Origin of the sequence: uncultured Clostridium sp. (genome assembly GCF_963527835.1) — a bacterium.
Classification (GTDB): domain Bacteria; phylum Bacillota; class Clostridia; order Clostridiales; family Clostridiaceae; genus Clostridium.
In genome coordinates, this window is sequence record NZ_CAURTC010000015.1 from 12,404 (window position 1) to 36,059 (window position 23,656).

15 protein-coding genes, 2 pseudogenes and 1 other annotated feature are annotated in these 23,656 nt (G+C 26.8%); of the genes and pseudogenes, 1 reads left to right on the forward strand and 16 read right to left on the reverse strand.

Annotation, left to right across the window (positions count from 1 at the left end; all coding sequences use genetic code 11):
* The 8 genes and pseudogenes from RYM86_RS09045 to RYM86_RS09080 form a co-directional block, all read right to left on the reverse strand.
* Positions 1-1,154, reverse strand: a pseudogene (locus RYM86_RS09045) (ABC transporter permease).
* Positions 1,151-2,674 (reverse strand): ABC transporter ATP-binding protein, encoded by a 1,524-nt coding sequence (locus RYM86_RS09050; RefSeq protein WP_315079752.1) that lies wholly within the window; start codon positions 2,672-2,674, stop codon positions 1,151-1,153. Before RYM86_RS09050 ends, RYM86_RS09045 begins: the two are co-directional and overlap by 4 nt.
* 250 nt (positions 2,675-2,924) lie before the next feature.
* On the reverse strand, positions 2,925-4,028 hold the full coding sequence (locus tag RYM86_RS09055) for a BMP family protein (protein WP_315079753.1): 1,104 nt from the start codon (positions 4,026-4,028) through the stop codon (positions 2,925-2,927).
* Between the two features lie 171 nt (positions 4,029-4,199).
* Positions 4,200-5,219 (reverse strand): LacI family DNA-binding transcriptional regulator, encoded by a 1,020-nt coding sequence (locus RYM86_RS09060; RefSeq protein ID WP_315079754.1) that lies wholly within the window; start codon positions 5,217-5,219, stop codon positions 4,200-4,202.
* 833 nt (positions 5,220-6,052) lie between these two features.
* A complete protein-coding gene (locus RYM86_RS09065; RefSeq protein ID WP_315079756.1) occupies positions 6,053-7,222 on the reverse strand; it encodes an aminotransferase class I/II-fold pyridoxal phosphate-dependent enzyme in 1,170 nt (389 codons plus the stop codon).
* Positions 7,219-7,698: an Lrp/AsnC family transcriptional regulator gene (locus RYM86_RS09070; protein ID WP_315079758.1), complete on the reverse strand. Its 480-nt coding sequence runs from the start codon at positions 7,696-7,698 to the stop codon at positions 7,219-7,221. Before RYM86_RS09070 ends, RYM86_RS09065 begins: the two co-directional genes overlap by 4 nt.
* A 270-nt stretch (positions 7,699-7,968) precedes the next feature.
* Positions 7,969-8,219: a binding site (T-box leader), on the reverse strand.
* 221 nt (positions 8,220-8,440) lie between these two features.
* Positions 8,441-10,399: a type I pullulanase gene (gene pulA, locus RYM86_RS09075; RefSeq protein ID WP_315079759.1), complete on the reverse strand. Its 1,959-nt coding sequence runs from the start codon at positions 10,397-10,399 to the stop codon at positions 8,441-8,443.
* Between the two features lie 381 nt (positions 10,400-10,780).
* Positions 10,781-11,305 (reverse strand): annotated as a pseudogene (locus tag RYM86_RS09080) (sodium-dependent transporter); the annotation flags it as partial.
* Between the two features lie 196 nt (positions 11,306-11,501).
* On the opposite strand from RYM86_RS09080, the gene RYM86_RS09085 reads away from it, so the two are divergent.
* Entirely contained in the window at positions 11,502-11,789 is a 288-nt protein-coding gene (locus tag RYM86_RS09085; RefSeq protein ID WP_315079761.1) for a hypothetical protein, read from the forward strand.
* Positions 11,790-12,198: 409 nt separating this feature from the next.
* Here the strand turns inward: RYM86_RS09085 and RYM86_RS09090 are convergent, their stop codons facing one another.
* The 8 genes from RYM86_RS09090 to htpG all read right to left on the reverse strand — a co-directional run bounded on the left by RYM86_RS09090 (position 12,199) and on the right by htpG (position 23,606).
* Positions 12,199-13,620, reverse strand: a complete 1,422-nt coding sequence (locus RYM86_RS09090; protein ID WP_315079764.1) for an aminotransferase class I/II-fold pyridoxal phosphate-dependent enzyme — start codon at positions 13,618-13,620, stop codon at positions 12,199-12,201.
* Between the two features lie 255 nt (positions 13,621-13,875).
* Positions 13,876-15,081, reverse strand: coding sequence for a pitrilysin family protein (locus tag RYM86_RS09095; RefSeq protein WP_315079766.1), 1,206 nt, complete (start codon positions 15,079-15,081; stop codon positions 13,876-13,878).
* Positions 15,082-15,191: 110 nt separating this feature from the next.
* Entirely contained in the window at positions 15,192-17,081 is a 1,890-nt protein-coding gene (gene abc-f, locus RYM86_RS09100) for a ribosomal protection-like ABC-F family protein (RefSeq protein ID WP_315079768.1), read from the reverse strand.
* A gap of 333 nt (positions 17,082-17,414) precedes the next feature.
* Positions 17,415-17,561, reverse strand: a complete 147-nt coding sequence (locus tag RYM86_RS09105) for a hypothetical protein (RefSeq protein WP_315079771.1) — start codon at positions 17,559-17,561, stop codon at positions 17,415-17,417.
* A 75-nt stretch (positions 17,562-17,636) separates the two neighbouring features.
* On the reverse strand, positions 17,637-19,316 hold the full coding sequence (locus tag RYM86_RS09110) for a methyl-accepting chemotaxis protein (RefSeq protein WP_315079773.1): 1,680 nt from the start codon (positions 19,314-19,316) through the stop codon (positions 17,637-17,639).
* Positions 19,317-19,610: 294 nt separating this feature from the next.
* Positions 19,611-20,966, reverse strand: a complete 1,356-nt coding sequence (scfB, locus tag RYM86_RS09115; protein ID WP_315079776.1) for a thioether cross-link-forming SCIFF peptide maturase — start codon at positions 20,964-20,966, stop codon at positions 19,611-19,613.
* 261 nt (positions 20,967-21,227) lie between these two features.
* Positions 21,228-21,365 (reverse strand): six-cysteine ranthipeptide SCIFF, encoded by a 138-nt coding sequence (gene scfA, locus RYM86_RS09120; protein WP_003371542.1) that lies wholly within the window; start codon positions 21,363-21,365, stop codon positions 21,228-21,230.
* A gap of 312 nt (positions 21,366-21,677) precedes the next feature.
* Complete coding sequence (gene htpG, locus RYM86_RS09125) at positions 21,678-23,606, reverse strand: molecular chaperone HtpG (protein WP_315079813.1); 1,929 nt, start codon at positions 23,604-23,606, stop codon at positions 21,678-21,680.
* Positions 23,607-23,656 lie beyond the last annotated feature (50 nt).

Sequence of the window (23,656 nt, forward strand, 5' to 3'; positions counted from 1 at the left end):
TTACTTCTCCTCCTTGTTCTTTATTTCGTCAGTATCATCTGAAGATTTATTGTTTCCATCATTAGGCAATATGCCTGTTCCCGTATTACCTGCTTTTTGTTCATTTTTTAATTCTTTTTTGCGTTTAAATTTATTGTATACCATAGGTACAACTGCACTTGTAGCTGCAAAGTATATAATAGTTGCTATTATAGTATCTGCAATTTCAGGTGGAATACTTGTATTAGCATTCATAAATCCTTTTCCTGAATATAATAGTCCAAAGAATATTGCTGATATAAATACACCTATAGGATTGTAGCACCTAGTAATGATACTGCGATACCATCAAAACCTTGAGTCGGCATTACACCAATTTGGATATTAGATGCATTTCCCACATATTGAGCTACACCTGCAAGACCTGAAAGTGCACCTGCAATCATCATAGCGTAAATTACATTTTTGTTTACAGACATACCTGCATATTCGGCAGCATCTCTATTAAATCCTACAGCCTTCAGTTCATAACCTAACACTGTTTTGTTTAGTATAAATCCAACTATGATAACTGCTAAAATTGCAATAAGTATACCTAAGTTAATATAAGACCCATCAAATAATTTAGTAAGTATCGGTGTTTTTAAAGATGATACTTCTGGAAGTAGTCTTGATTCAGTTTCTAAAGTTTCACCTTTAAAGTAAGCTGGAATTGTATAATAAACTATCCAATAACAAGCCCAGTTCATCATAATAGTAGATACAACTTCATTTACATTAAATTTAGCTTTTAATAATCCTGGTATAAATGCCCAAAGTGCACCTGCAACCGCTCCCACAATTATCATTACTAATAGTAATATTGGTCTTGGCATACTATTATAGCATGTTAATCCTACTGCTGTAGCAGCGAATCCACCAAATAACATTTGTCCAGGAGTTCCGATATTAAAAAGACCTGTTTTAAATGCAAATGCAACAGAAAGCCCTGTAAGTACTAACGGTGTAGCTGTGGCTAAAGTATTACCAATTCTTTCTATGTTCATTAATCCGCCTCTAAATAGATATGAATATCCATCTACAGGATTATCTCCAATAAGAGTCATTAATATTGCACCTGCAAGCAATCCTAAAACAACTGCAAGTATGGAATTTAAACTTTCTTTTTTACTCACGCTTCGTTCCCCCTTTGAATGCCAGCCATCATTAAGCCGACTTCATTTTCATTTGTTTCTGAAGCATTAACAGTACCGATTAGTTCACCGCTATTAATGATTGCAATTCTGTCTGATAAATTTAAAACTTCACTTAATTCTAAAGATATAAGTAAAACAGCTTTTCCTGCATCTCTTTGTTCTACAAGTCTTTTGTGAATATATTCTATAGAACCTACATCTAGACCTCTAGTAGGTTGAACTGCTATTAGTAAATCTGGATCCAATTCAATTTCACGACCAATTATAGCTTTTTGTTGATTACCACCTGACATTGTTCTAGCAAAAGATGCTCCACCTTCTCCTGATCTAACATCAAATTCTTCAATAATTTTTTCAGCATAATTGTGTATAGCTTCTCTATTTAATAATCCATGTTTAGAGAATGGTTTTCTACCATATATTTCAAGTACAATGTTATCTTCAATAGTATAATCTAAAACTAGTCCTCTTTTTTGTCTATCTTCTGGAATATGTGCTATTCCGCTATCAATACGCTTACGTATTGACATATCAGTAATATCTTTGCCTTCAAAATATACTTTTCCAGATTGTACATGTCTCATTCCAGTAATAGCTTCAATTAATTCAGATTGTCCATTACCCTCTACTCCAGCAACTCCAAGAATTTCTCCTGCTTTAACTTCAATTGAAAAGTTCTTAAGACCAAGCACCTTTTTGTTATTCATTACAGAAAGGTTATCAACTTTTAAAATTACCTCTCCTGGTTCTTTATCTTCTTTCTCAACCTTAAAGCTTACTGGTCTTCCAACCATCATCTCTGCCATCTTTGCTTGAGATGTTTCTTGTACATTAACTGTTCCTATATATTTTCCACGTCTAATAACAGTACAATTATCTGCAACAGCTTTAATTTCTTTAAGCTTATGAGTTATGATAATTATAGATTTGCCTTCTTTTATAAGGTTTTTCATAATTTTCATAAGTTCATCTATTTCTTGTGGTGTAAGTACAGCTGTTGGTTCATCTAAAATTAATACTTCAGCATCTCTATAAAGCATTTTTAAGATTTCAACTCTTTGTTGCATACCTACTGTTATATCCTCTATTTTGGCATACGGATCAACATTTAATGAGTACTTTTCAGATAATTCTTTAATCTTTTTAGCAGCACTTTTAATATCAACTGTTAAACCCTTTTTAGGTTCACATCCTAAAATTATGTTTTCAGTTACTGTAAAATTGTGTACTAATTTAAAATGTTGATGCACCATTCCTATTCCTAAATCATTTGCAACATTTGGATTAGAAATTTTAACTTCTTTTCCTCTTACCTTTATAACTCCTCTTTCTGGTTGATACATACCAAAAAGAACTGACATTAATGTAGATTTACCCGCACCGTTTTCACCAAGTAATGCATGAATTTCACCTTTTTTTAATCTTACGGTAATATTATCATTTGCAACTATACCTGGGAATTCCTTACGGATATTTAGCATTTCAACTACATATTCCATAGTAGAGTCCTCCTTTTTTAGATTAGCAATTTCTAATTGCCAATTGATAATATACAATACTCAAGGTCTATCTATTGTACATTGTCAATCATCAATATGTAGAAATTAAAATTATTATTGTTTTAGAAAATTAACATTATTGATTCTTATATAGTATTTAACAATGAAGAAAACTTATTATTATATTACGTAATAAAAGTCTTCTTCAATTGTTATTACTTTAAATAATATTTATTTAATAAAATAGAAATTATTTTACTAAGCTTCCTTGTTCACCTGAAACTGTTATTGCTCCATCTTTAACTTTTTCATTTACTTCAGCAACTGTTTTCATTGTTGCTTCTGATAAATTAGGATTCTTTGTTGGAATACCTACAGCATCTTTTGTAACATCAAATGTTAAAGTTTGACCACCTGGGAAAGTGCCTTCTTTAACTGCTTTTACCATATCAAAACTTGCAGCTTCTACTTTTTTAACTGCTGAAGTAAGGATTACTGATTTACCATCTGCATATACACCATCATCGAATTGGTCTCTGTCAACACCAACTACCCATACTTGACTTCCTGATCCTACTCTAGTCTTAGCTTCTGTTATAACTCCGTTACCAACTCCGCCAGCTGCACAGAATATAGCTTTAACTCCTCTGTCATACATTTGAGCTGCTAATTGTTGTCCTGCTGCTGTATCATTGAATGTACCTTGATATAATATATTATCTGCCTTTAATGACATTTTAGTTCCTAAATTTTCATTAGCATAAGCAACACCTTGTTGGAATCCCCAATTGAATTTTTGTACTGCTGGTATTTCCATACCACCTATAAATCCTAGATCTCCTTCTTTTAATTCAACAGATGTAGCGACACCTGCTAAGAATCCTGCTTGATGTTCAGCAAATAAAATAGAAACACTGTTTTCATCTACTTTATATTCTGGATCTTTTCCACCACTATTTGGAGTACCATCAATTAAAACAAATTTTGCATCTTTATATTTTTCTTGTGATTTAAATATTGCAGTTTCAAATTTAAATCCTGGAGTAGCTATTAATCTGAATCCAGCATCATAAAGATTTCCAATTTCTTTCATATAATCTGCTTCAGTTTCTCCATTAGGCTTTAAGTATTTAGGTTGTGCAATTCCAAGATCTTTTTCAGCCTTTAGTATTCCTTCCCAAGTACCTTGGTTAAATGACTTATCGTCTATTGTTCCTGAGTCTGTAACCATACCTACTTTAATTTTCTCTTCACCCTTTGAATCACTAGTTCCTGTGCTAGATGCTCCACAACCAGCAAACATTGATACTGTTATTGCAGAAATAGCTAATAATGATAATAATTTCTTTTTCATTGCTTTTCCTCCTACTATTTTTAATAATATATTTCAAGTTACAAACTATAATAAAATTTATAACTTAAATTCAAATTAATTTAGTATATTATGCAAATTTAATTTTATATAATATTAATTCTAATTTATCCACTATAATAATTTTAGCAATTAACATATATACTATTCATTTCAATACATCTTTTTCTCTGAACCATTACATATTATTCTTGGAGCCATTATTGTTCTCCTTACGGATCTATCATTTTTATCATTTATTATTTCCCAAAGCATATTCATAGAACTTTTTCCAAGTTTTATTGGTGAATCCTCTACATATGTAACTTGTAATCCTACTATATCTAAAAAATCAACTCTATTAATTCCTACAATAGATATATCCTCTGGCGTTTTCTTTTTTGAATCTATAAGTGCTCTTATTGCTCCCATAGTCATCATATTACTACAAATAACCAATGCTGTTGGTTTGTTTTCCATTTTTAATATATTATTAGTTAATTTATAAGCTATTTCTGCTTTGAAATCTGCATTAAAAATATATTCATCTATAATATCAATATTATTTTCAATAAGCGCTTTTTTATATCCAGAAAGCATGTCCATAGTTGCATCAGAGTCTATATTCCCTGTTATTATTGCTATTTTTTCATGACCTTCTTTTATTAATAATTTAGTGGCATCCAATCCACATTTTACGTTATCCACAAAAACTCCACTTAAATTACTGTATTTTATATCCGCTGATACCAAAACAACTGGTATATTTAACTGTTCTATTAATGTAGTATACTTATTTTTAAAATTACCATCTCCAAAAGCTGGTGTCATTATTATTCCTTTTATTCTTTGCGCCTTTGCAGATTTTAATGCCTTCAATTCTTTTTCCAAATAATTATCTGTATTAAATAACACTATATTTAAATTTTTTTCTTCTGCAACTTCACTTATTCCTTTTATTATTTCTCCAAAATAATTGTTAGTTATGTCCGGAACAATAATTCCAATTGTATTGGTTTCACTTTTAGAAAGGCTTCTAGCAATAGCACTTGGAGTATAATTCATTTCTTTTATAACATTTAAAACTTTTTGTCTAGTCTCTTCTTTTACATAACCAGAATTATTTAATACTCTCGAAACTGTTGTAGATGATACATCTGCTATTTTAGCAATATCATTTATCGTGGCCCCCATATGAATCCTCCCTTAATGTTCTCATATAACTACCTAAACTTATTTTAACACATTTGTAAACGATTAACCTTGAATATTATAAAATTAACAGAATTTTTTTAATTTTCTTAATATGTTACCGGTTACATAATTATCATATTATATTCTATTAACAATGTCAATATTAGGATAACCTTTTCATTGTTAAAGCACTATAAAATTTGATATTTTTTTAATTGATTCGCATTACATGCCATTAATTATATCAATTTTATAATTTTTCATATAATTTCCATAAAATTTTATAATATTGAATTTTTTCGAAACAATTATTCATATGAAATCCTTTTAAAATATTCATTTAAGATTTAAATTATTTTAAATTTTAATAAAAAATAATTAAATTTCAATATTTTTTCAAATGTCATCTCAAAATTTATCACAGTTATATCTTCTCTTTGTTTAATACTATTATTAAGTTAATACTATTATTATAACTTTTTTAAAATAAAGTGCATTAAGTTGAATTTTCATTTATTGTTGATACACTTATGTGAGTCTATATTTTATTCTTTAAAATTCTGCGTGATGTCCAGTAAATAAAATAGACATGCTGTTTTCTGCCACTTTATATTTAAGTTTGAATTTAAATTATTTTTAATTTTTTATAAAAATTAATTCAAAATCATTAAAATTTTTCCCTTTTTTCTATAAGATTTAATTCAAGAATATAATACCAGCTAACAAATATTAAGTCAATAATTTTATTTAACATTCGTTTATTTATAATTTCACAAAAAACTGAAGCTACTTAAATAATTAAAATAGCTTCAGTCTTTAACAATGCTTGTTATTTACTTGTTTATTTTGTTGAGAAATCTTTCTATTCTTTTAAGTGCTTCCATTATATTGTCCATAGAAGATGCATAACAAGCTCTAATAAAACCTTCTCCACAATCACCAAATGCATTACCAGGAACAGTAAGTACTTTTTCATTTATAAGAAGTTGTTCACAAAATTCATCAGATGTCATACCTGTTGATTTTATAGATGGAAATACATAAAATGCGCCTAATGGTTCAAAACATTCTAATCCCATTCTTCTAAATCCATCAACTAATACTCGTCTTCTTCTATTGTACTCTCTTACCATCGTTTGTACACTTTGATCTCCTTTTTTCATTGCTTCTATTGCTGCATATTGAGCTGTTGTTGGAGAACACATTATAGCATACTGATGTATTTTTTTCATAGCATCTATTAAAGTTGGATGACCACACAAATATCCTAATCTCCATCCTGTCATAGCATAGGCTTTTGAAAAACCATTTATAACTAATGTTTTATCTCTCATTTCCGGGAAAGATGCTATAGAAACATGTTTCTCATCATAGCAAAGTTCTGCATATATCTCATCAGATATAACAATTATATCTTTATCTTTTAAAATTTCTACTATTTTAGCCAATTCTTCCCTGGTCATAATTGCACCAGTTGGATTATTAGGAAATGGTATTATTACAACTTTAGTTCTTGGAGTTATTGCTTCTTCCAACAGTTCTGGAGTAAGCTTAAATTCATCCTCAGCTCTAAGATTTATGACTTTAGGTGTTGCTCCTGTAAAAGTTGTACACCCCTTGTATGCAACAAAACTTGGTTCTGGTATTATAACTTCATCTCCAGGTCCAACTAATGCTCTAAGTGCTATATCTATTCCTTCACTTCCACCTACTGTTACTATTATCTCATCAGTTGGATTATAGCTAAGATTAAATCTTCTATATAAATACTTAGATATTTCATGTCTAAGTTCTATAAATCCTGCATTTGATGAATAATGAGTATGCCCTTTTTCTAATGAATAAATTCCTGCTTCTCTAACATTCCAAGGAGTAACAAAATCTGGTTCACCAACTCCTAAAGATATAACACCTTCCATTTCATTAATCATATCAAAATATTTTCTTATTCCTGATGGTGGCATTTCTCTTACGTTCTTCTTAATCATATTCTCTAGCATCATATAAATATTGCCTCCCTATCATCAATTTTCTTTTCCTTAAATATTGTTCCATGATCCTTATATTTTCTTAAAACAAAATGTGTACTAGTACTTAATACATATTGTTGTACAGCAAGTTTTTCAGATACAAAAAGAGCTACTTCTTTCATACTCTTTCCTTCTACTATAACTGTTAAATCAAATCCACCAGACATTAAATAACAAGCTGTAACTTCTGAAAATTTATATATTCTTTCTGCAACATTATCAAAACCTTCTCCTCTTTGAGGAGTTATCTTAACTTCAATTAATGCTGTCACAGTTTCTTTCCCTGTATTTTCCCAATTAATTAAAGTAGTATATCCCGCTATAATACTTTTATCTTCATAATCTTTAATCGCAGCTTTAACCTCATCAACACTTTTTCCAGCCATAGTTGCTATTTGTTCATCAGTATAACGACTATTTTTTTCTAATATTTCTAATACTTCTTCCATAATAAAATGCCTCCTTAAAATTAATGACTATTCGATAATATATTAAATATTTATAAACGGAACAAAATCGCTAAGGCGACTGTGGAGCGTCGATTTTTTTAGCCATGCACCCTTTCCAAACGTAGTGCAGGAATAATGGTGCGGCATATGATTATTTTTTATTCTTTAGGTGGCCCTCATCATACCTTTAAAATACAGTATTCTAGAAATTATCCACAGATTCTTTAGTAATATAAATTCCTAAAGAATAAAAAAAGTCCTTCATCCCCAACAAGGGACGAAGGACTAACTACGCGGTACCACCCTAATAAGCAAAAATGCTCACTCTATAGAAGTATTAATAAACACTTCAACCTCTATAACGTAAGGAACACGTCATCATCTAATTAAGAATATCAATTCTTATTTTTCAATGTGAAATTCAAAGGCTGCTTCTATAAAGTTCACTTACTAGATTTCCACCAAATCTCTAGTTCTCTGAAAAGCTTACTAAATATACTCTTCCTTATCACAACTTTTAACATATCATTTTAATATATTATAAACATATATTGATTTAAATTCAATAGTATATAGTGTTCTTTTTATTAATTTGTTAATACTTTTTAATAATGGCGTTACATTTTAATCTTAGGATCTATTTTTAATATGTGTTTATATATGCGAAGCGTTTTTGTAATTTAACTTCTAGAATTTTGTTCTGCTTTACTTATGCATATATCAACATTCTGTTAAAACGTACCTAATCTTTTTTTACTAATACATAACAACTTAATTTAGGAACTTTCACTATATTATTATCTATATATGATAATTCATCTATTCCTGCTTTATTTTCATTAACAATAACATACCATTTATTTTTATCTAATTTAATTTCAACAGGGTTTAAATTTGCATTATATATTACACAAATTTGCTTCCAATTAATCTGTAAATAATTTAAATCTATATTAAATCCAACAACTTTATCATTATAAAAATTTCTTTCTTTTTCTAAAAATCTTAAATTTGCTCTTATCTCATTGCTACTTTCCATTCTAAAGCCTTTGCAAAACTTTCTGAGCTTAATTAATCCCTTGTAATAATCTACAACATCTTTATATTCTTCTGTCCTATTCCATTGTAATTCATTTACACTGTCAGGTGAATTATAACTATTGCCATTTAAACTTCCATCTTTATTTTTCTTAGTTCTTAAAAATTCTTCTCCTGCTTGAAAAAACGGAATACCTTGAGAAGTCAGAATTATAGCTGCAGATAGTTTATTCATAGCCTTTAAATCTTCTTTTGAAAAATTATTGTTAGATATACATATCTTATCCCACAATGTATAATTATCATGTGCAGAAGTATATGTTACTGTCTGATAAGGTTCATTTGCCCATGGAAATTTACTGTATTTTAAACTTTCATAATTTATCTGATCATGCTTTGTAGATGCTACTACACCAAATTTAATAGTCTCTTCTAGATTTGCCGCACCACTTATAAAACCTCTTGAATTAGAATCAAAAACATTTCCTTTTATGCCATCTCTAATATCGTCACTAAATGCTGCTATATTCATGTCTCCAAATTTACTAATATTGAACTTAATACATTTATCCCATTCTGGTAAAGGAGATGCGCCACCTGTCCATCCTTCACCATACATAAGTATAGTCTTATCTATTTTATCTAAACTTCTTCTTATATCTTTTATAATTTCTATATCATATAATCCCATTAAATCAAATCTAAAACCATCTATATGATACTCAGTTGCCCAATATAATAATGAATCAATTATAAATTTTCTAACCATCCTTTTTTCTGTTGCTAATTCATTTCCACATCCAGATCCATTAGAAAACCAGCCATCATTATTTTGTCTATAGTAATAACTAGGAACTATGCAATTTAAATTAGAACTATATGTTGAATGTGTGTGGTTATATACAACATCCATAATCACTCTTATACCATGTTCATGTAAAGTTTTAACCATACTTTTAAATTCTATTATTCGTTTTTCCCCATTAAACGGGTCTAAAGAATATGATCCTTCCGGTACATTAAAATTTTTAGGATCATATCCCCAATTATAATTTTCAGAACTAACATTCGATTCATCTACTGTTGCATAATCAAACACTGGCATTAAATGAACATGTGTTATTCCTAACTCTTTTATATACTCTAAACATGTAGGGTAATTAGTTCCTGGAATCTTAGTTTCCTTCTCATAAACCCCATTATACTTTCCTCTAAATTTATCATTAACACCTGATGTTTCACTTATTGAAAAATCTCTTACATGCATTTCATATATAATAGCATCTGTCACATTTGTAAATTTAGGTTTCATATCTTTATCCCAATCTTTAGGATTAGTAGATTCTAAATCAATTACCATTCCCCTATTTCCATTTACATTTACTGCTTTAGCATATGGATCTACAACTTCTATTTCATTTTGATCATTATTAACCAAATAATTATAATAAACTCCATTAAAATCTCCCAAAAGTTCTAAACTCCATATCCCTTCTTCTCTTTTTTTCATATCAAAAACTTCATTTTTTTCTTTGTAATATAATATTACTCTTACACTTTTTGAAATTGGAGCCCATAATATAAACTTTGTTTTTTCTTCAGAATAAATTGCTCCTAATTTTCCACAATAGTTTTCCTGTTCATATAATATAGATTGCATCATAATTCTTAGCACCTCTAATACTTTTTATATATTAATTATTTCTATTTATTAATGCACATTTAATTTAAACTCTTTTCTTTATTAGAGTTTAAATGTTTATCTTTTAATATATGGATAATAATAGAAATTATATACTTATATTATAATAAAACATTTATAAAAACAAAAACTTTAAAGCTAATATATAATAAATTTTAGTATATTAAAAATGACCAAGGTATATTTATATATATATGTCCTTGATCATTTTAAATATTAGCTCTATTTTAGTTGAGCTATAAATATCTATTTTAGTGTTATTAAATTAAAATTCGCTATCAACAAAATTTTTACTACAATATTAACACTATTTAAAACATAAGTATTTATTGTATTTTTAATTTTTTCTATTCCACCTTTTATTCCTTCATAACAAATAGTCCAATTAATTAACCAAATAATAGCGATTCCTATGAATATAGGCCAAACCATTCCACCAAAATCGAATGGTGATGAAGTTAAATGTAAAAAATCATTATGAAAAAATAAATTTGAATTATTTCCCCAACTCCTAGTAAAACTAAATTTCAAATAATTAATAGCCCAACTTAAAATCATTGAATAATAGCATAGTATAATAAATGCACTGATTGTAGGCCACCAACCAAGCCACTCCCATTTTTTCTTTGCTCTTGTCATCGCAAGTGGTGTTGATCCCTTATATTTATGCCCCATTCCATATTCTAATATTAATAAAGGTATCCCAGCTGTAAAAATAGCAAAGAAATAAGGAATTAAAAATGCTCCTCCACCATTAGAATATGCCACATATGGAAATCTCCATATATTCCCTAGTCCTACGGCTGATCCAACAGCTGAAAGAATAAATCCCAATTTATTACCCCATTGATCCCGTTTTTCATTCATGTCCGCTTCCCCCTTTGTAGATAAGATAAATAATATTTTCAATATTTCTTTGAAAATATTTTATATTTTTGTTGATTTTATTAAAGATTTATTTTATTTTTGAGTATTTTTTTAAACTTTCGTCAATTTGCTATGTTAAAATTAACTTTTTATAATTTACATATTATGTTAACATTTATTGAAGGGGTTGAGATTTATGAAAAAATTTTTATTATGCGGAGTAGTAGCATTTGTTTGTTTAGCTTCTACTTCACTTAACGCTTTTGCAAATACAAATGAACCTACTCACTCATGGAAAATTACAAAAGCAAATGTAGATAGTGGTAAAGTTTCATATCATGAATTTAATGATGCAAAAGATAATTGTGAGATTGTAACTTATAACTCAAGTTACAATAAAGAATGTACAATATGTGGAGAAACCTGTAGTGAAGATTCCAAGAGTATCTTTCATTTAAATTTTAATTGTCATGAATGTGATTAATAACTAAAATGATACACCTAAAAATAATACTTAAAGCCACTTAAATTTCTTTATAAAAAATAATCCTATTAAGTAGTCATTATAATAACTTTTAGTTATTTTCTACTAATGTAGGGTTATTTTTATTTTTTATTAAGCTCTGTTTTAAATATGTGTTGATATATGCAATAGGTGAAGTGACATTGTAATTGGACTTTGAGAATCCTTAAGTGAGAATCTAAATTTTATATTTAGCTTTTCGAACTTACTCAGCGAAGTCGAGTTTCCTTTTTATATTCACATTCACTGCTTGTCTCAATTTTATATTGAGAGCAAGCTAAAATGGGACTATACTGATTTTAGCATTCCTAAATTCAATTACTCAGTTCACTTTGCTTATACATATATCATCACTCTACTAAAACATATCCTATAATAAATCAACAACTTCTATTGTGCTGTTTTCTACTCCTATGATACTTTTTTTATTTAAAATATAATCTTCTATTATATTAATTGCATCCCTGCTTATTACTTCTCCTGGACAAACTAAAGGTATTCCTGGTGGATAAGGTATAATCATATTTTTAGATATTTTTCCTTCGCTCTCTCCTACCTTACAATAAGTTCCCTTTAATTTAAATACCTCATGAGGTTCTAATTTTTTATCTGGAACAAGATTATAATATTTAGCATTAACATCACTATTATTTTTTAATACTTCTATATCTAAATTTTCTATGACCTTAAAAATATCTTCAAAATCACCTTCAGTATTAAACGGAGATAATATTAAAACTACCCCTCTTGAAAAACTCATTTCAGCTTGTATTTTATTTTCTCTTAAATAACCCAGAAATTTATGTCCACTATACCCACTTGGTAATAACATTACATATCTTGTTATATCTATATCATATCCAAATTTTAAATCTTCTTTAGAAAATATATTAATTTTATTTAAAGAATTAATTTTATCTTTCCATATTTCACAATTACATATTAATTCTTTATAATCATCTACTCCATATTCATCTAAATAATGTCTTGAATAGTCTAGAGAAGCCATAATTAAATACGAAGGTGAAGTACTCATAAAAGTTTTTAAATAAAACTCTATGCTTTCACTATCATTGTTAACCAAAAGGTAAGCGCCTTGAGTTAATGCAGGTAAAGTTTTATGTGCACTTAACACAACATAGTCTGCTAAATAATATATGTCTTTAGGCAACTTATCACTTTGTCCAAAATGTGCTCCATGAGCTGCATCTATAATAATATTTAAATTTCTTTTCTTTAAGTCTTTTATAATCTCTTCAATATCATAAGTTATTCCAAAATAATTTGGATAAGTTAAAATTATTCCTTTTGGATTATTGCATTTATCTAGTGCCTTATATATGTTTTCTTTATTTGGAGGTAAAAATATATCTTTTTCAATATCTACTATTGGTTCAATATATTCTACTTTTAATTTTCTTAAAATTAATGCATTATATATAGATTTATGACAATTTCTTTCTACTATAACCTCATCACCTTCATCAAATGCATCAAATATTGAAGCTAAATTTCCACATGAGCTTCCATTAACTAAAAAATAAGCTTTTTTTGAATTATAAGTTTTACTAAGTAACTCTTGAGCTTCTTTTATGACCCCTTCAGGACAATGAAGATTATCCAAAGGGTCTACTTCTGTAATATCAAGAAATCCTAATTTTTCCGCAAATTCCTTTCCAATATCATCTCTTAAAAAACCTAAACCTGCTTTATTACCAGGCATAGAAAGTAATAAATTCTTTTCTTTATGATATTTTATCAATTCATTTAACAATGGAATACGTTCTTTCATATTGTTCCCTTTCCTTTATATATTTTAGCTAGTAGTTAATAGTGTAATATAAAGCTCGTGGACTGTGAAATTTACTTTAAGAACACTAATAATGAATATAGTCCAATTTTAGCTTGCTCCCAATATGAAGTTGGTACAAGCAGTAAATGTGACAATTTCATTAAGAGTTCTAAAAAGCAAATTTCAATGCCACTACGCCCTTATATTACACTCTTAACTTTTCTTAAAATATAATAATGTTAGTAAATATTATCTTTAAGATATAATTTCTATTGAAGGATTTTTTAATGTTTTTATTCCTACATCAAATATATCTTCTTTAGTTAAATTATTTAAATTTTCATTTGTGTATACTGTGTAATCTCCAAACATAGTATCGTAAGTTGAAATTTCTTTTGCTAACACAATGCTTTTTTCTTCTTTAAATAGTTTTTTTAATTTATAAGACTTCACTAATTGTTTAATATCTTCTGAATCAATATTGTTTTTTATTTCAATGAGTTTATTAATACATTGTTTTATTAATTCTATAGATCTATCTACATTTTCTTTTGATGTACTAAATGTAATTTTGTAAAGTTTTATGTATTTCTCATGAGTAATATTAGTAATAACATCATAAACAAGTCCATTTTTAGTTCTTAATGTATCAAAAAGTAATGAATTTACTCCTTGTCCAAAATACTCATCAAATATTCTTAAATAATTAATTTCGTCATTGTTTAATTCATGTATAGAAAAAATCATTTGAACTTTACATGTTTTTATTCCATCTCTTTTGTCTACAAATATACCTGAAACATTATTTTCATAATAAACTTGTTCTATTATTTTAAGTTTCTTTTTCCATAATCCGAAATATTTTTCTACTAAGTTCTTTACTTCTTCAAATTCTAGTGAAGATATTACAGCAATAGACGTATTTCCCGGAAAATAATATTCTTGATAAAAGTTCTTAACATCTTCTAATTTTAGAGATCTAAGTTGATCTTCAATACCTATTATAGGATATTTTATTCTCCTATTTTCAAAGGAATTTAAAAATAGTTTATCTTCACAATATTGTTCGACTTCTTCATCCCATTCTTTAAGTTCCTCTATTACTACATTTATTTCTTCTTTAAATCCATTTTCAATAAACTCTGGATTTATAATTATATCTGAAAAAATTTCTAAACCTTTTTTAAGTTCATCACTAAGTAGAGTTCCATAATATATTACATACGGATAGTTCGTCATAGCATTATGAAAACCAAATATAGAGCTTAATTCTTTATTTATTTCAGATTCATTTCTATTTTTAGTATTTTTAAATACCATATGTTCTGTAACATGCGCTATTCCTAAAATATCTTTTTCTACTCCTGCTCCTGCTTCTAAAGATATACATATAGAAGATAATTCTGATTCATTTTCTTTATATATTAACTTTAAATTGTTTTCAAAAATATACTCTTGCAAAAATCTTCCCCCTTAAAATACTCTTTTAAATTCAGTATATATTTTAATAATACTAAATTAATAAAGTTTATAATGATATAATGATTTATTATATCATTATAAACTTTAAATTAACTATTCATATCCATCCATTTTTCTAATGTATTATCTAATTCATTTTGTATCCTTGTTCTTTCATTATATAAGTTTGTCAATTTTTCATAATTACTTGTATAAGTATTTATTTTATTATCAATTTCATTAATTATTTTTTCATAATCTTCAATTATTCTTTCTGTATTTTTTATTTCTTTTTCCATATTCTTTATATTGCTTTTATTATCTTTGACTTTATTGGTTTTAGATTTTTTGTCTCTATTGTTATTAATATTTTCTATCTTATTTTCACTTTTCTTTTCTTTATAATATTCATAATTACCATAATAATTAGTAACTTTTCTGTTTTCTAATTCACATATTCTCTTACCAATTTTATTTATAAAGAATCTATCATGTGATACAAATAATATGGTTCCTTCAAAATTCATTAATGAATCTTCAAGCATCTCTCTTGAATCTATATCTAAATGATTAGTAGGTTCGTCAAGAATAAGTAAATTTATATCATCTTGAATTAATTTACACAGCTTAAGTCTACTTTTTTCTCCACCCGAAAGACCTTTTACCTTCTTAAAAACACTTTCACCATAAAATAGAAATTTAGCTAATATCTTTCTTGCTTCTCCCTCTAAAATATTAATATCTTCTCTAAATACTTCTAAAACCGTTAATTCTTCATTTTCAAAACTTACACTTTGTGGAAGATATCCAATTTTAACATTATGACCTAACGTTATTTTTCCTTTATCTAGATTAGCCTCATTTAATATTAATTTTAATATTGTTGATTTACCAGTGCCATTATTGCCTATTATAGCAATTTTATCACCATATTTTATTGATAAATTTAAATTTTCTAATATCAATTTATTATAAAAACTCTTTTCTAAATCTTTAATATCTAATACATTGTTTCCTGATCTATCGCTTTTAACAAAATTAATGTTTATTTTGGCTTTATCTACCGGTTTATCTATTCTTTTTATTTTATCCAATCTTTTTTGAATACTCTCTGCTCTTTTAAAAAATGATTCATTATCTCCTTGTACAGCCCACTCTCTTAACTGTTTAATAGATTTCTCCATTGCTTTAATTTTTTTCTGTTGATCTTTATAGGCTTCAAATTGCTCATTTACTATTCTTTCTTTTTCTTTAATATAATAAGAATAGTTTCCATTATACTCATGTAGTATTTCACCATCTTCTAATTCAATTATTTTACTGACAGAATTATCTAAAAAATATCTATCATGAGATATTATTATTACTGTTCCCTTATATGATTTCATATAATTTTCTAACCATTCAATACATTCCATATCTAAATGATTTGATGGTTCATCTAAAAGAAGTAGGTTCGGAGATTGCACTAAAATTTTTCCTAACATTACAACTGTTTTTTCTCCACCACTTAAATTTACAAAATCCTTATTTAAAATACTTTCGTCAAACTTTAATCCAGTGCAAACTTTACTTAACTTTTCATCTATATTATAACCATCTTTATTTTCATAATCTAAACTCAAATTAGAATATTTATTTAATATTATCTCTAAGTCTTTCCCTGTTGTTTTTTTCATTTGAGATTCTAAAATTTCCATTTCACTTTTTATTTGATGTAATTCTTCAAATGCACTATTTAATACATCAATGACTTTAAATCCTTCAGGATATTCAGGTATTTGATTTAGATATCCTATCTTTGAATTTTTTCTAATGAATACTGAACCACCATCTTTATTTTCAATTCCCGCAATAATTTTGAAAATTGTGGTTTTACCACTTCCATTATTTCCAATAAGGCCTACTCTTTCTCCTTCCTTTATTTCAAAAGTAATATTACTTAAAATTTTATTTCCACCGAAATATTTTTTTACTTCTTTTAATGCTAACTCCATCATTTATAACACCTACTCCATTCTTTAATAATCTTAGTTTTTTAAATAGATTATGTTTTAACAAAGTATTGATATATGCAATGTCTAATTGCTCATTGCATATATCAACATATCTTTAACATAGATTTAAAATAATAAAACTCGGGTAATTAGTTCTTACCCGAGTTAAAATCATTAAATTAAGCTATTAAAATATATAAGCAATGTAAAACATTATATTTTGAATGAAATAAATGATACATCACAAATATAGGTATTATTTAAATAATACTTAAACAAAAATTAAACCTAGGTAAGATCGTCCTTACCTAGGTTTAATTTTTACAAATCAATAATTTAAGGCAAAGATAACTCACTTCTTTTTAGTACACTATTTAATTTTAGATAGACTACGCCTGTAAAATTAAAAACAATATATGAAACTCCAAATATTGACATAGGTAATCTATTTAAAATTGTATTTACTAAAAAGAAATTTGTCATGTTCTTCACCTTCTGCTTTTTAATTAATATAAAATATATACTTCATTTTATCATATATATACATTTTTTCCAATATTAAAGTTTAAATTTATTAACCTCTTCTGTAAGAATATTTGAATATTCTTGTAATCTATCAACTTCCTCACTTAAGTTTTTCATACTTAACAATTGTTCTTTAGATATACTACTAATTTCTTGAGTAGATGCTGTTGTTTGTTCCGATGCTGCTGAAGTATTTTGAATTATATCTAAAATTGCATCTTTATTTCCTATCATAGTTTTATTGTATTCTACAATTTTATTTATTATTTCTGATAAGTTAAATAGTTCACCTGAAAGTTTATTAAATATATCTTCTGTTTCTACTACAGCTTCATTATTTTCATTAACAACTGCAATATTTTCTTCAACAGAAATAACTGCATTATTAGATTTTTCTTGTATTGCATCAATTTTACTTCTTATTTCATTAGTAAACTTCGATGTTTGTTCTGCTAATTTTTTTACTTCTTCTGCAACTACTGTAAATCCTTTTCCGCTTTCTCCGGCTCTTGCAGCCTCAATAGATGCATTTAAAGCTAAAAGATTAGTTTGATTAGCAATTTCATTAATCGTATCAACTATGCTACTTATTTCCTTTGAATTACTATCAACATCCATAACAATCGATTTTATATTATTTGAAATTTCTCTATTCTTTTCAGAGCAATTTGATAAATTATTCATAACACCAATACCATGTTCACTTAAAGTTCTAGTATACTTTATTTTGTCAAAAGTTATTATTGTTTCATCAGATATATTATCTATTTCATTACTTAAATCATTTATTTGTGAAACTTCTTCTTGAATATCTTCTGATTGTTTTTGTGAACTACTAGCAATTTCTGATATTGCACTTGAAATTCCATCTAATGAACTAATAGACATTTCTGTAGTATCCACTAATTTATTTGAAAATTCATTTATTTCATTAGATGTATTTTTTATTGATGCAACCATTTTCCCAAGAACTGCCATCATATTTAAAACAGACTTAGATATATTACCTATTTCATCTTGTTTTAATGAATACTTTTCTAAAAGATCATTTTCTTTTAAATTTAAATTACTTATATCATCAATAATTCCCATAAGATCCTTTAATGGTTTTAAACTTTTATTTAAAAGAATAACTAATACTACTGTAAGTAAAGCTAATGATATAATAGTAACTAATATTTGTACCTTAGCGAAATCATTTATAACTGCATCAATTCCACTAATAGGTATCCCTATCCTTAGTGAACCATATAGTTCTCCATTTACTTCAATAGGAACAATTATATCATATGCCCAAATCTTTTGAACATCGGCATAAAATTTACGAGATTTTGTTTCTCCTTCTTTAACAGCATTTTTAATGTAATCATCATCATATACCTTGCCAAGTTTTTGTTTATCGCTATGTGCTATTGCTTTACTATTTTTATCTACGATAACTACATATGTAATATTATCTAATTTAGCCTTTTTTTCAACCAGCTCTTGTAATTGATCAATATCATTATCTTGATTTTCAATTATATATTCAACTAAAGATTTAACTTGGTTAACTACTTCAACTGATTTATTCAGCAAAACATTAGTCATACTATTCTTTATATTAAATATACTTATTATCGTTGTTAAAGAAAAAATAACTAATAAGGATACTAATATAACTCCTGTAAGTAATCTTTTTATTGATTTTTTGATAACTTTGTTATTCTCCATATCTTCTCCCCCTATATACTTTTATTTTTTAATTATCGAACATATTTTAACATATATTTATACATTATATATTTTTTATCTATTAAAGTTACAATTTAGCAAAGATGTCGCATTAAATTTTATAAATATCATATTATTTTTTATGAAAATCATATTAAATTGAACAATTCTTAAATTTTACCTAATTTATAATTTTAGTTATACACAAGTTCTTTAACAATATACTTTTCTAAATAATAAAAATAGGACTGCTATATAATAAAAAAATTATTATATAGCAGTCCCTTAATTTTGTTACTCTGCTTTAAGTGCTATAGCACATTCAATTCTCTTCTTTTGCATTTTACATCCTATTTCATATGGTATCTTCATATCACCATTAAAATTAAAGTTATTGGCTTGGCAACCACCACTACAATAGAATTTAGCCCAACAATCTCTACATTTAGGTTTATTATATATATGTGCTTCTTTGAATTTTTTTCCTAATTCTGTATCATAAGTATCATCATATATAGTTCCTAATTTGAAATCTTCATTTCCAACAAATTGATGGCATGGATATACATCTCCTTGAGGAGTTATAGCTACATACTCAAATCCTGCACCGCAACCTGAAATTCTCTTATAAACACAAGGTCCGCCTTGAAGATCTATATTGAAATGATAGAAGTTAAATTCATCTTTTCCTTCTCTCTTTCTCTTAGCCATTTCTTCATATAACTTGTCATAATTTTCAAAAATAGTTTCCAAATCTTCTTCTCTTAATGAAAGAGTATGTTCATCTGGTAAAACTACTGGCTCAATTGATATTTCATCAAACCCTTCATTTATCATAGCCATAACATCTTCATAAAAATCTGTGTTATTTCTAGTAAATGTTCCTCTAACGTAGAAAGTCTTACCCTTAGTTCTTCTTTTTATCATTTCTTTTATGTTCGGAATTATATCATCATATGACCCACTTCCATCAGCCTTAATTCTAACATTATCATTAACACATTTTCTTCCGTCTAATGATAATATTATATTACCCATTTCTTTATCCATGAAATCCATCATTTCTGGATTTAAAAGAGTAGCATTAGTTGTCATTGTAAATCTTATGTTCTTATTCCACTTCTTTTCATTGTCTCTTGCATATTTGATTATATCTTTTATAGTGTCCATTATCATTGTTGGTTCGCCACCAAATAAATCTATTTCTATATTTTTTCTTGGACCACTTCTTTTAACAACATAATCAATTGCTTTTTTAGCAACTTCAAGACTCATTACACCTTTATGTCCATGATATTCGCCTTCATCAGCAAAGCAATATTTACATCTTAAGTTACATCCGTGAATAATATTTAGACATACAGCCTTTATATAGTCTCTATCATCCATAGAGCTATGAGCTATCTCTTCATATTGATCCTTAGAATAAAGTATTTCATTATCTATAAGTTCAAGTATTTCATCATATGCTTCTGAAATAACATTTTCTTCATATTTATTGCTTAAAGCTTTAACAAGCTCTTCTTTAGATTTTAATTTATTATCATCAACTAAGTCATATACTAATTCATCAACTACATGTACTGCACCTGTGTTTACGTCTAAAACAAAAAAGTTTTCACCTTGTTTAAATTTGTGTATTAAAGACACTATCTTTTCCTCCTAAATATATAAAATAAAAAAATCGCCAAAGCGACTGTGGAGCCGTCGATTTTTTTTAGCCATGCACCCCTTCCAAACGCAGTGCAGGAATAATGGTGCGGCATATGATTATTTTTTATTCTTTAGCTTTTAATTCTTAGCCTTAAAACAAAATTATAACTTGAGTTATCCATAAATTCTTTAATAATATAATTTCCTAAAGAATAAAAAAGTTAGCAGTAACTAAATAGTTACTGCTATTAATGCATATTAGTTTTCACATTCTAAGTTTGCAACTGTGCAAGATGTCTTACATGCTGATTGACATGAGTTAGCACATTCTTTGCATCCTGGCTTACATAAACTATTTTTTATGTTTGTTTTATTAATTGTTTTTATGTGTTTCATTATAAAAACACCTCCATTTAAAAATATACGGTGTTATTATACCATAATACGCTAAGGTATTAAAGGACAAGCTTACCACCTTTTTAATATATACTCAAATTATAGTAATATTATTCTCCTTAGAGATAGGTTAATAATAAATTTATAAATTATTTAGCATAAAATTTATATTATTATCACCTAACACTTAACTTATATAGATATATAAATTACTTAAAATACTAATTTAAATCGTTTAATAAAAATAATATATAATAACACAAAGGTACCTGAGAAATTCATCAGGTACCTTTTTTTAATAATGCTATTATCTTATAATAAAATTCTACTTAAAAGTTCGTTATTTCTCTTTATAAACTCATCCATATCTTCTGGACTTAATTCCTTATTAGCTATTTTAGCTAAATCAAATATGTGTTCACAAATAAATTTAACATCTTCTTTTTTAGATTCATCTTCACTTAAATTTATAAGTTTTTTAACAATAAGATTATTGTTATTTAATACTAAAGTTTTTTCTTCATCAAACATTCCTGCTGGCATATTCATGGATGCATACATTTTGCTCATTTCAGCCATTCTTCTTGACTGTTCAGATATTAATATCATGGCTGGAGTTCCTGCATCTTTTAATCCTTCTACTGATATATTTTTTATCTTTTCACCAAGAGTAACTTTAAACATTTCTTCTATTTTTTTATTTAATTCTTTTACTTCTTCAGTGTTAGAATCATCATCAGATTTTAAAACATCTGATATATCTGAATCAATTCTAGTAAATTGTACTCCACTTTCTTTCATTTCTAAGAAAGATATTAAATGATTATCTAAACTTGCATCTAATATGATTGCATCTAATCCATATTCTTTAAATAATTTTATATATTGGGATTGTTGTCTTACATCATTTACGTAGAATACTTTGTTTTCATGCTTTTCCTTAGCTTTTTCTAAATAATCTTTTAATGTAACATATTCATCGTTGATAGTTTTAAATATAATTATATCTTTAATTTTTTCATAGAATTTTTCATCTCTTAAACATCCATACTTAATGAATATTTGTATATCATTCCAGAATTTATTATATTCTTCTCTGCTATTTTTAAATAATGATGTTAATTTATCAGCAACCTTTTTAATTATATGATTAGATATTTTAGCTACATCTTTATCATTTTGTAAAAAGCTTCTTGAAACATTAAGAGGTAAATCTGGACAATCTATTGCACCCTTTAATAACAATAAAAATTCTGGAATTACTTCTTTTATGTTATCAGCAACAAAAACTTGATTATTATAAAGCTTAACTTGACCTTCTGTAGCTTCTAATTCATGTTTTAATTTAGGGAAGTATAGTATTCCTTTTAAATTAAATGGATAATCCACATTTAAATGAATCCAAAATAGTGGTTCATTAAAATCAGTAAATACATGTCTATAAAAAGCTTTATATTCTTCATCAGTACATTCATTTGGCTTTTTCATCCAAAGAGGATGTACATCATTTAGAGGTTTTGCTTCTTCTGGTGTTATAAGTTCTTGATATTCAGTTCCATCATCATTTTTCTTTGTTTCATATTTAGGTTCTTCTTTTGGCTTATTTTCATCTTCTAAATATATTTCTATAGGTAAAAATGAACAATATTTAGTTATAATAGTTCTAAGCTTAAATTCATCTAAAAATTCATTACTATCTTCATTAATATATAAAGTTATTGTTGTGCCTCTTTCATTTTTAGAATCCGAGTTAGAAATCTCAAATTCAGTACCGCCTTCACATATCCATTTTGTAGGCTCTGAACCATCTTTGTATGATAATGTGTCAATTTGAACTTTATCTGAAACCATAAATGCAGAATAAAATCCTAATCCAAAGTGACCTATAATGTCATTACCTTCATCCATTTTGTCTTTATACTTTTCTACAAAATCTTCTGCTCCTGAAAAAGCTACTTGATTTATATATTTCTTAACTTCTTCTTCAGTCATTCCAATTCCATTATCAATAAACTTAAGAGTTTTTTTATCTTTGTTTAATATTACTTTAACCTTAAATGCTTCATTTTCATTTATATTTGCTTCACCTAAAGCTGATAATCTTTTTAACTTGCTTATAGCATCACAAGCATTACTTATAAGTTCTCTTATGAAAATATCCTTATCAGAATATAACCATTTTTTTATAATAGGGAAAATATTTTCTGTATGAATTGAAATATTACCATTTTCTTTTATCATAAACTATCACTCCTTTTTATAGTGAATATTTTATTAACACAACTAAATAT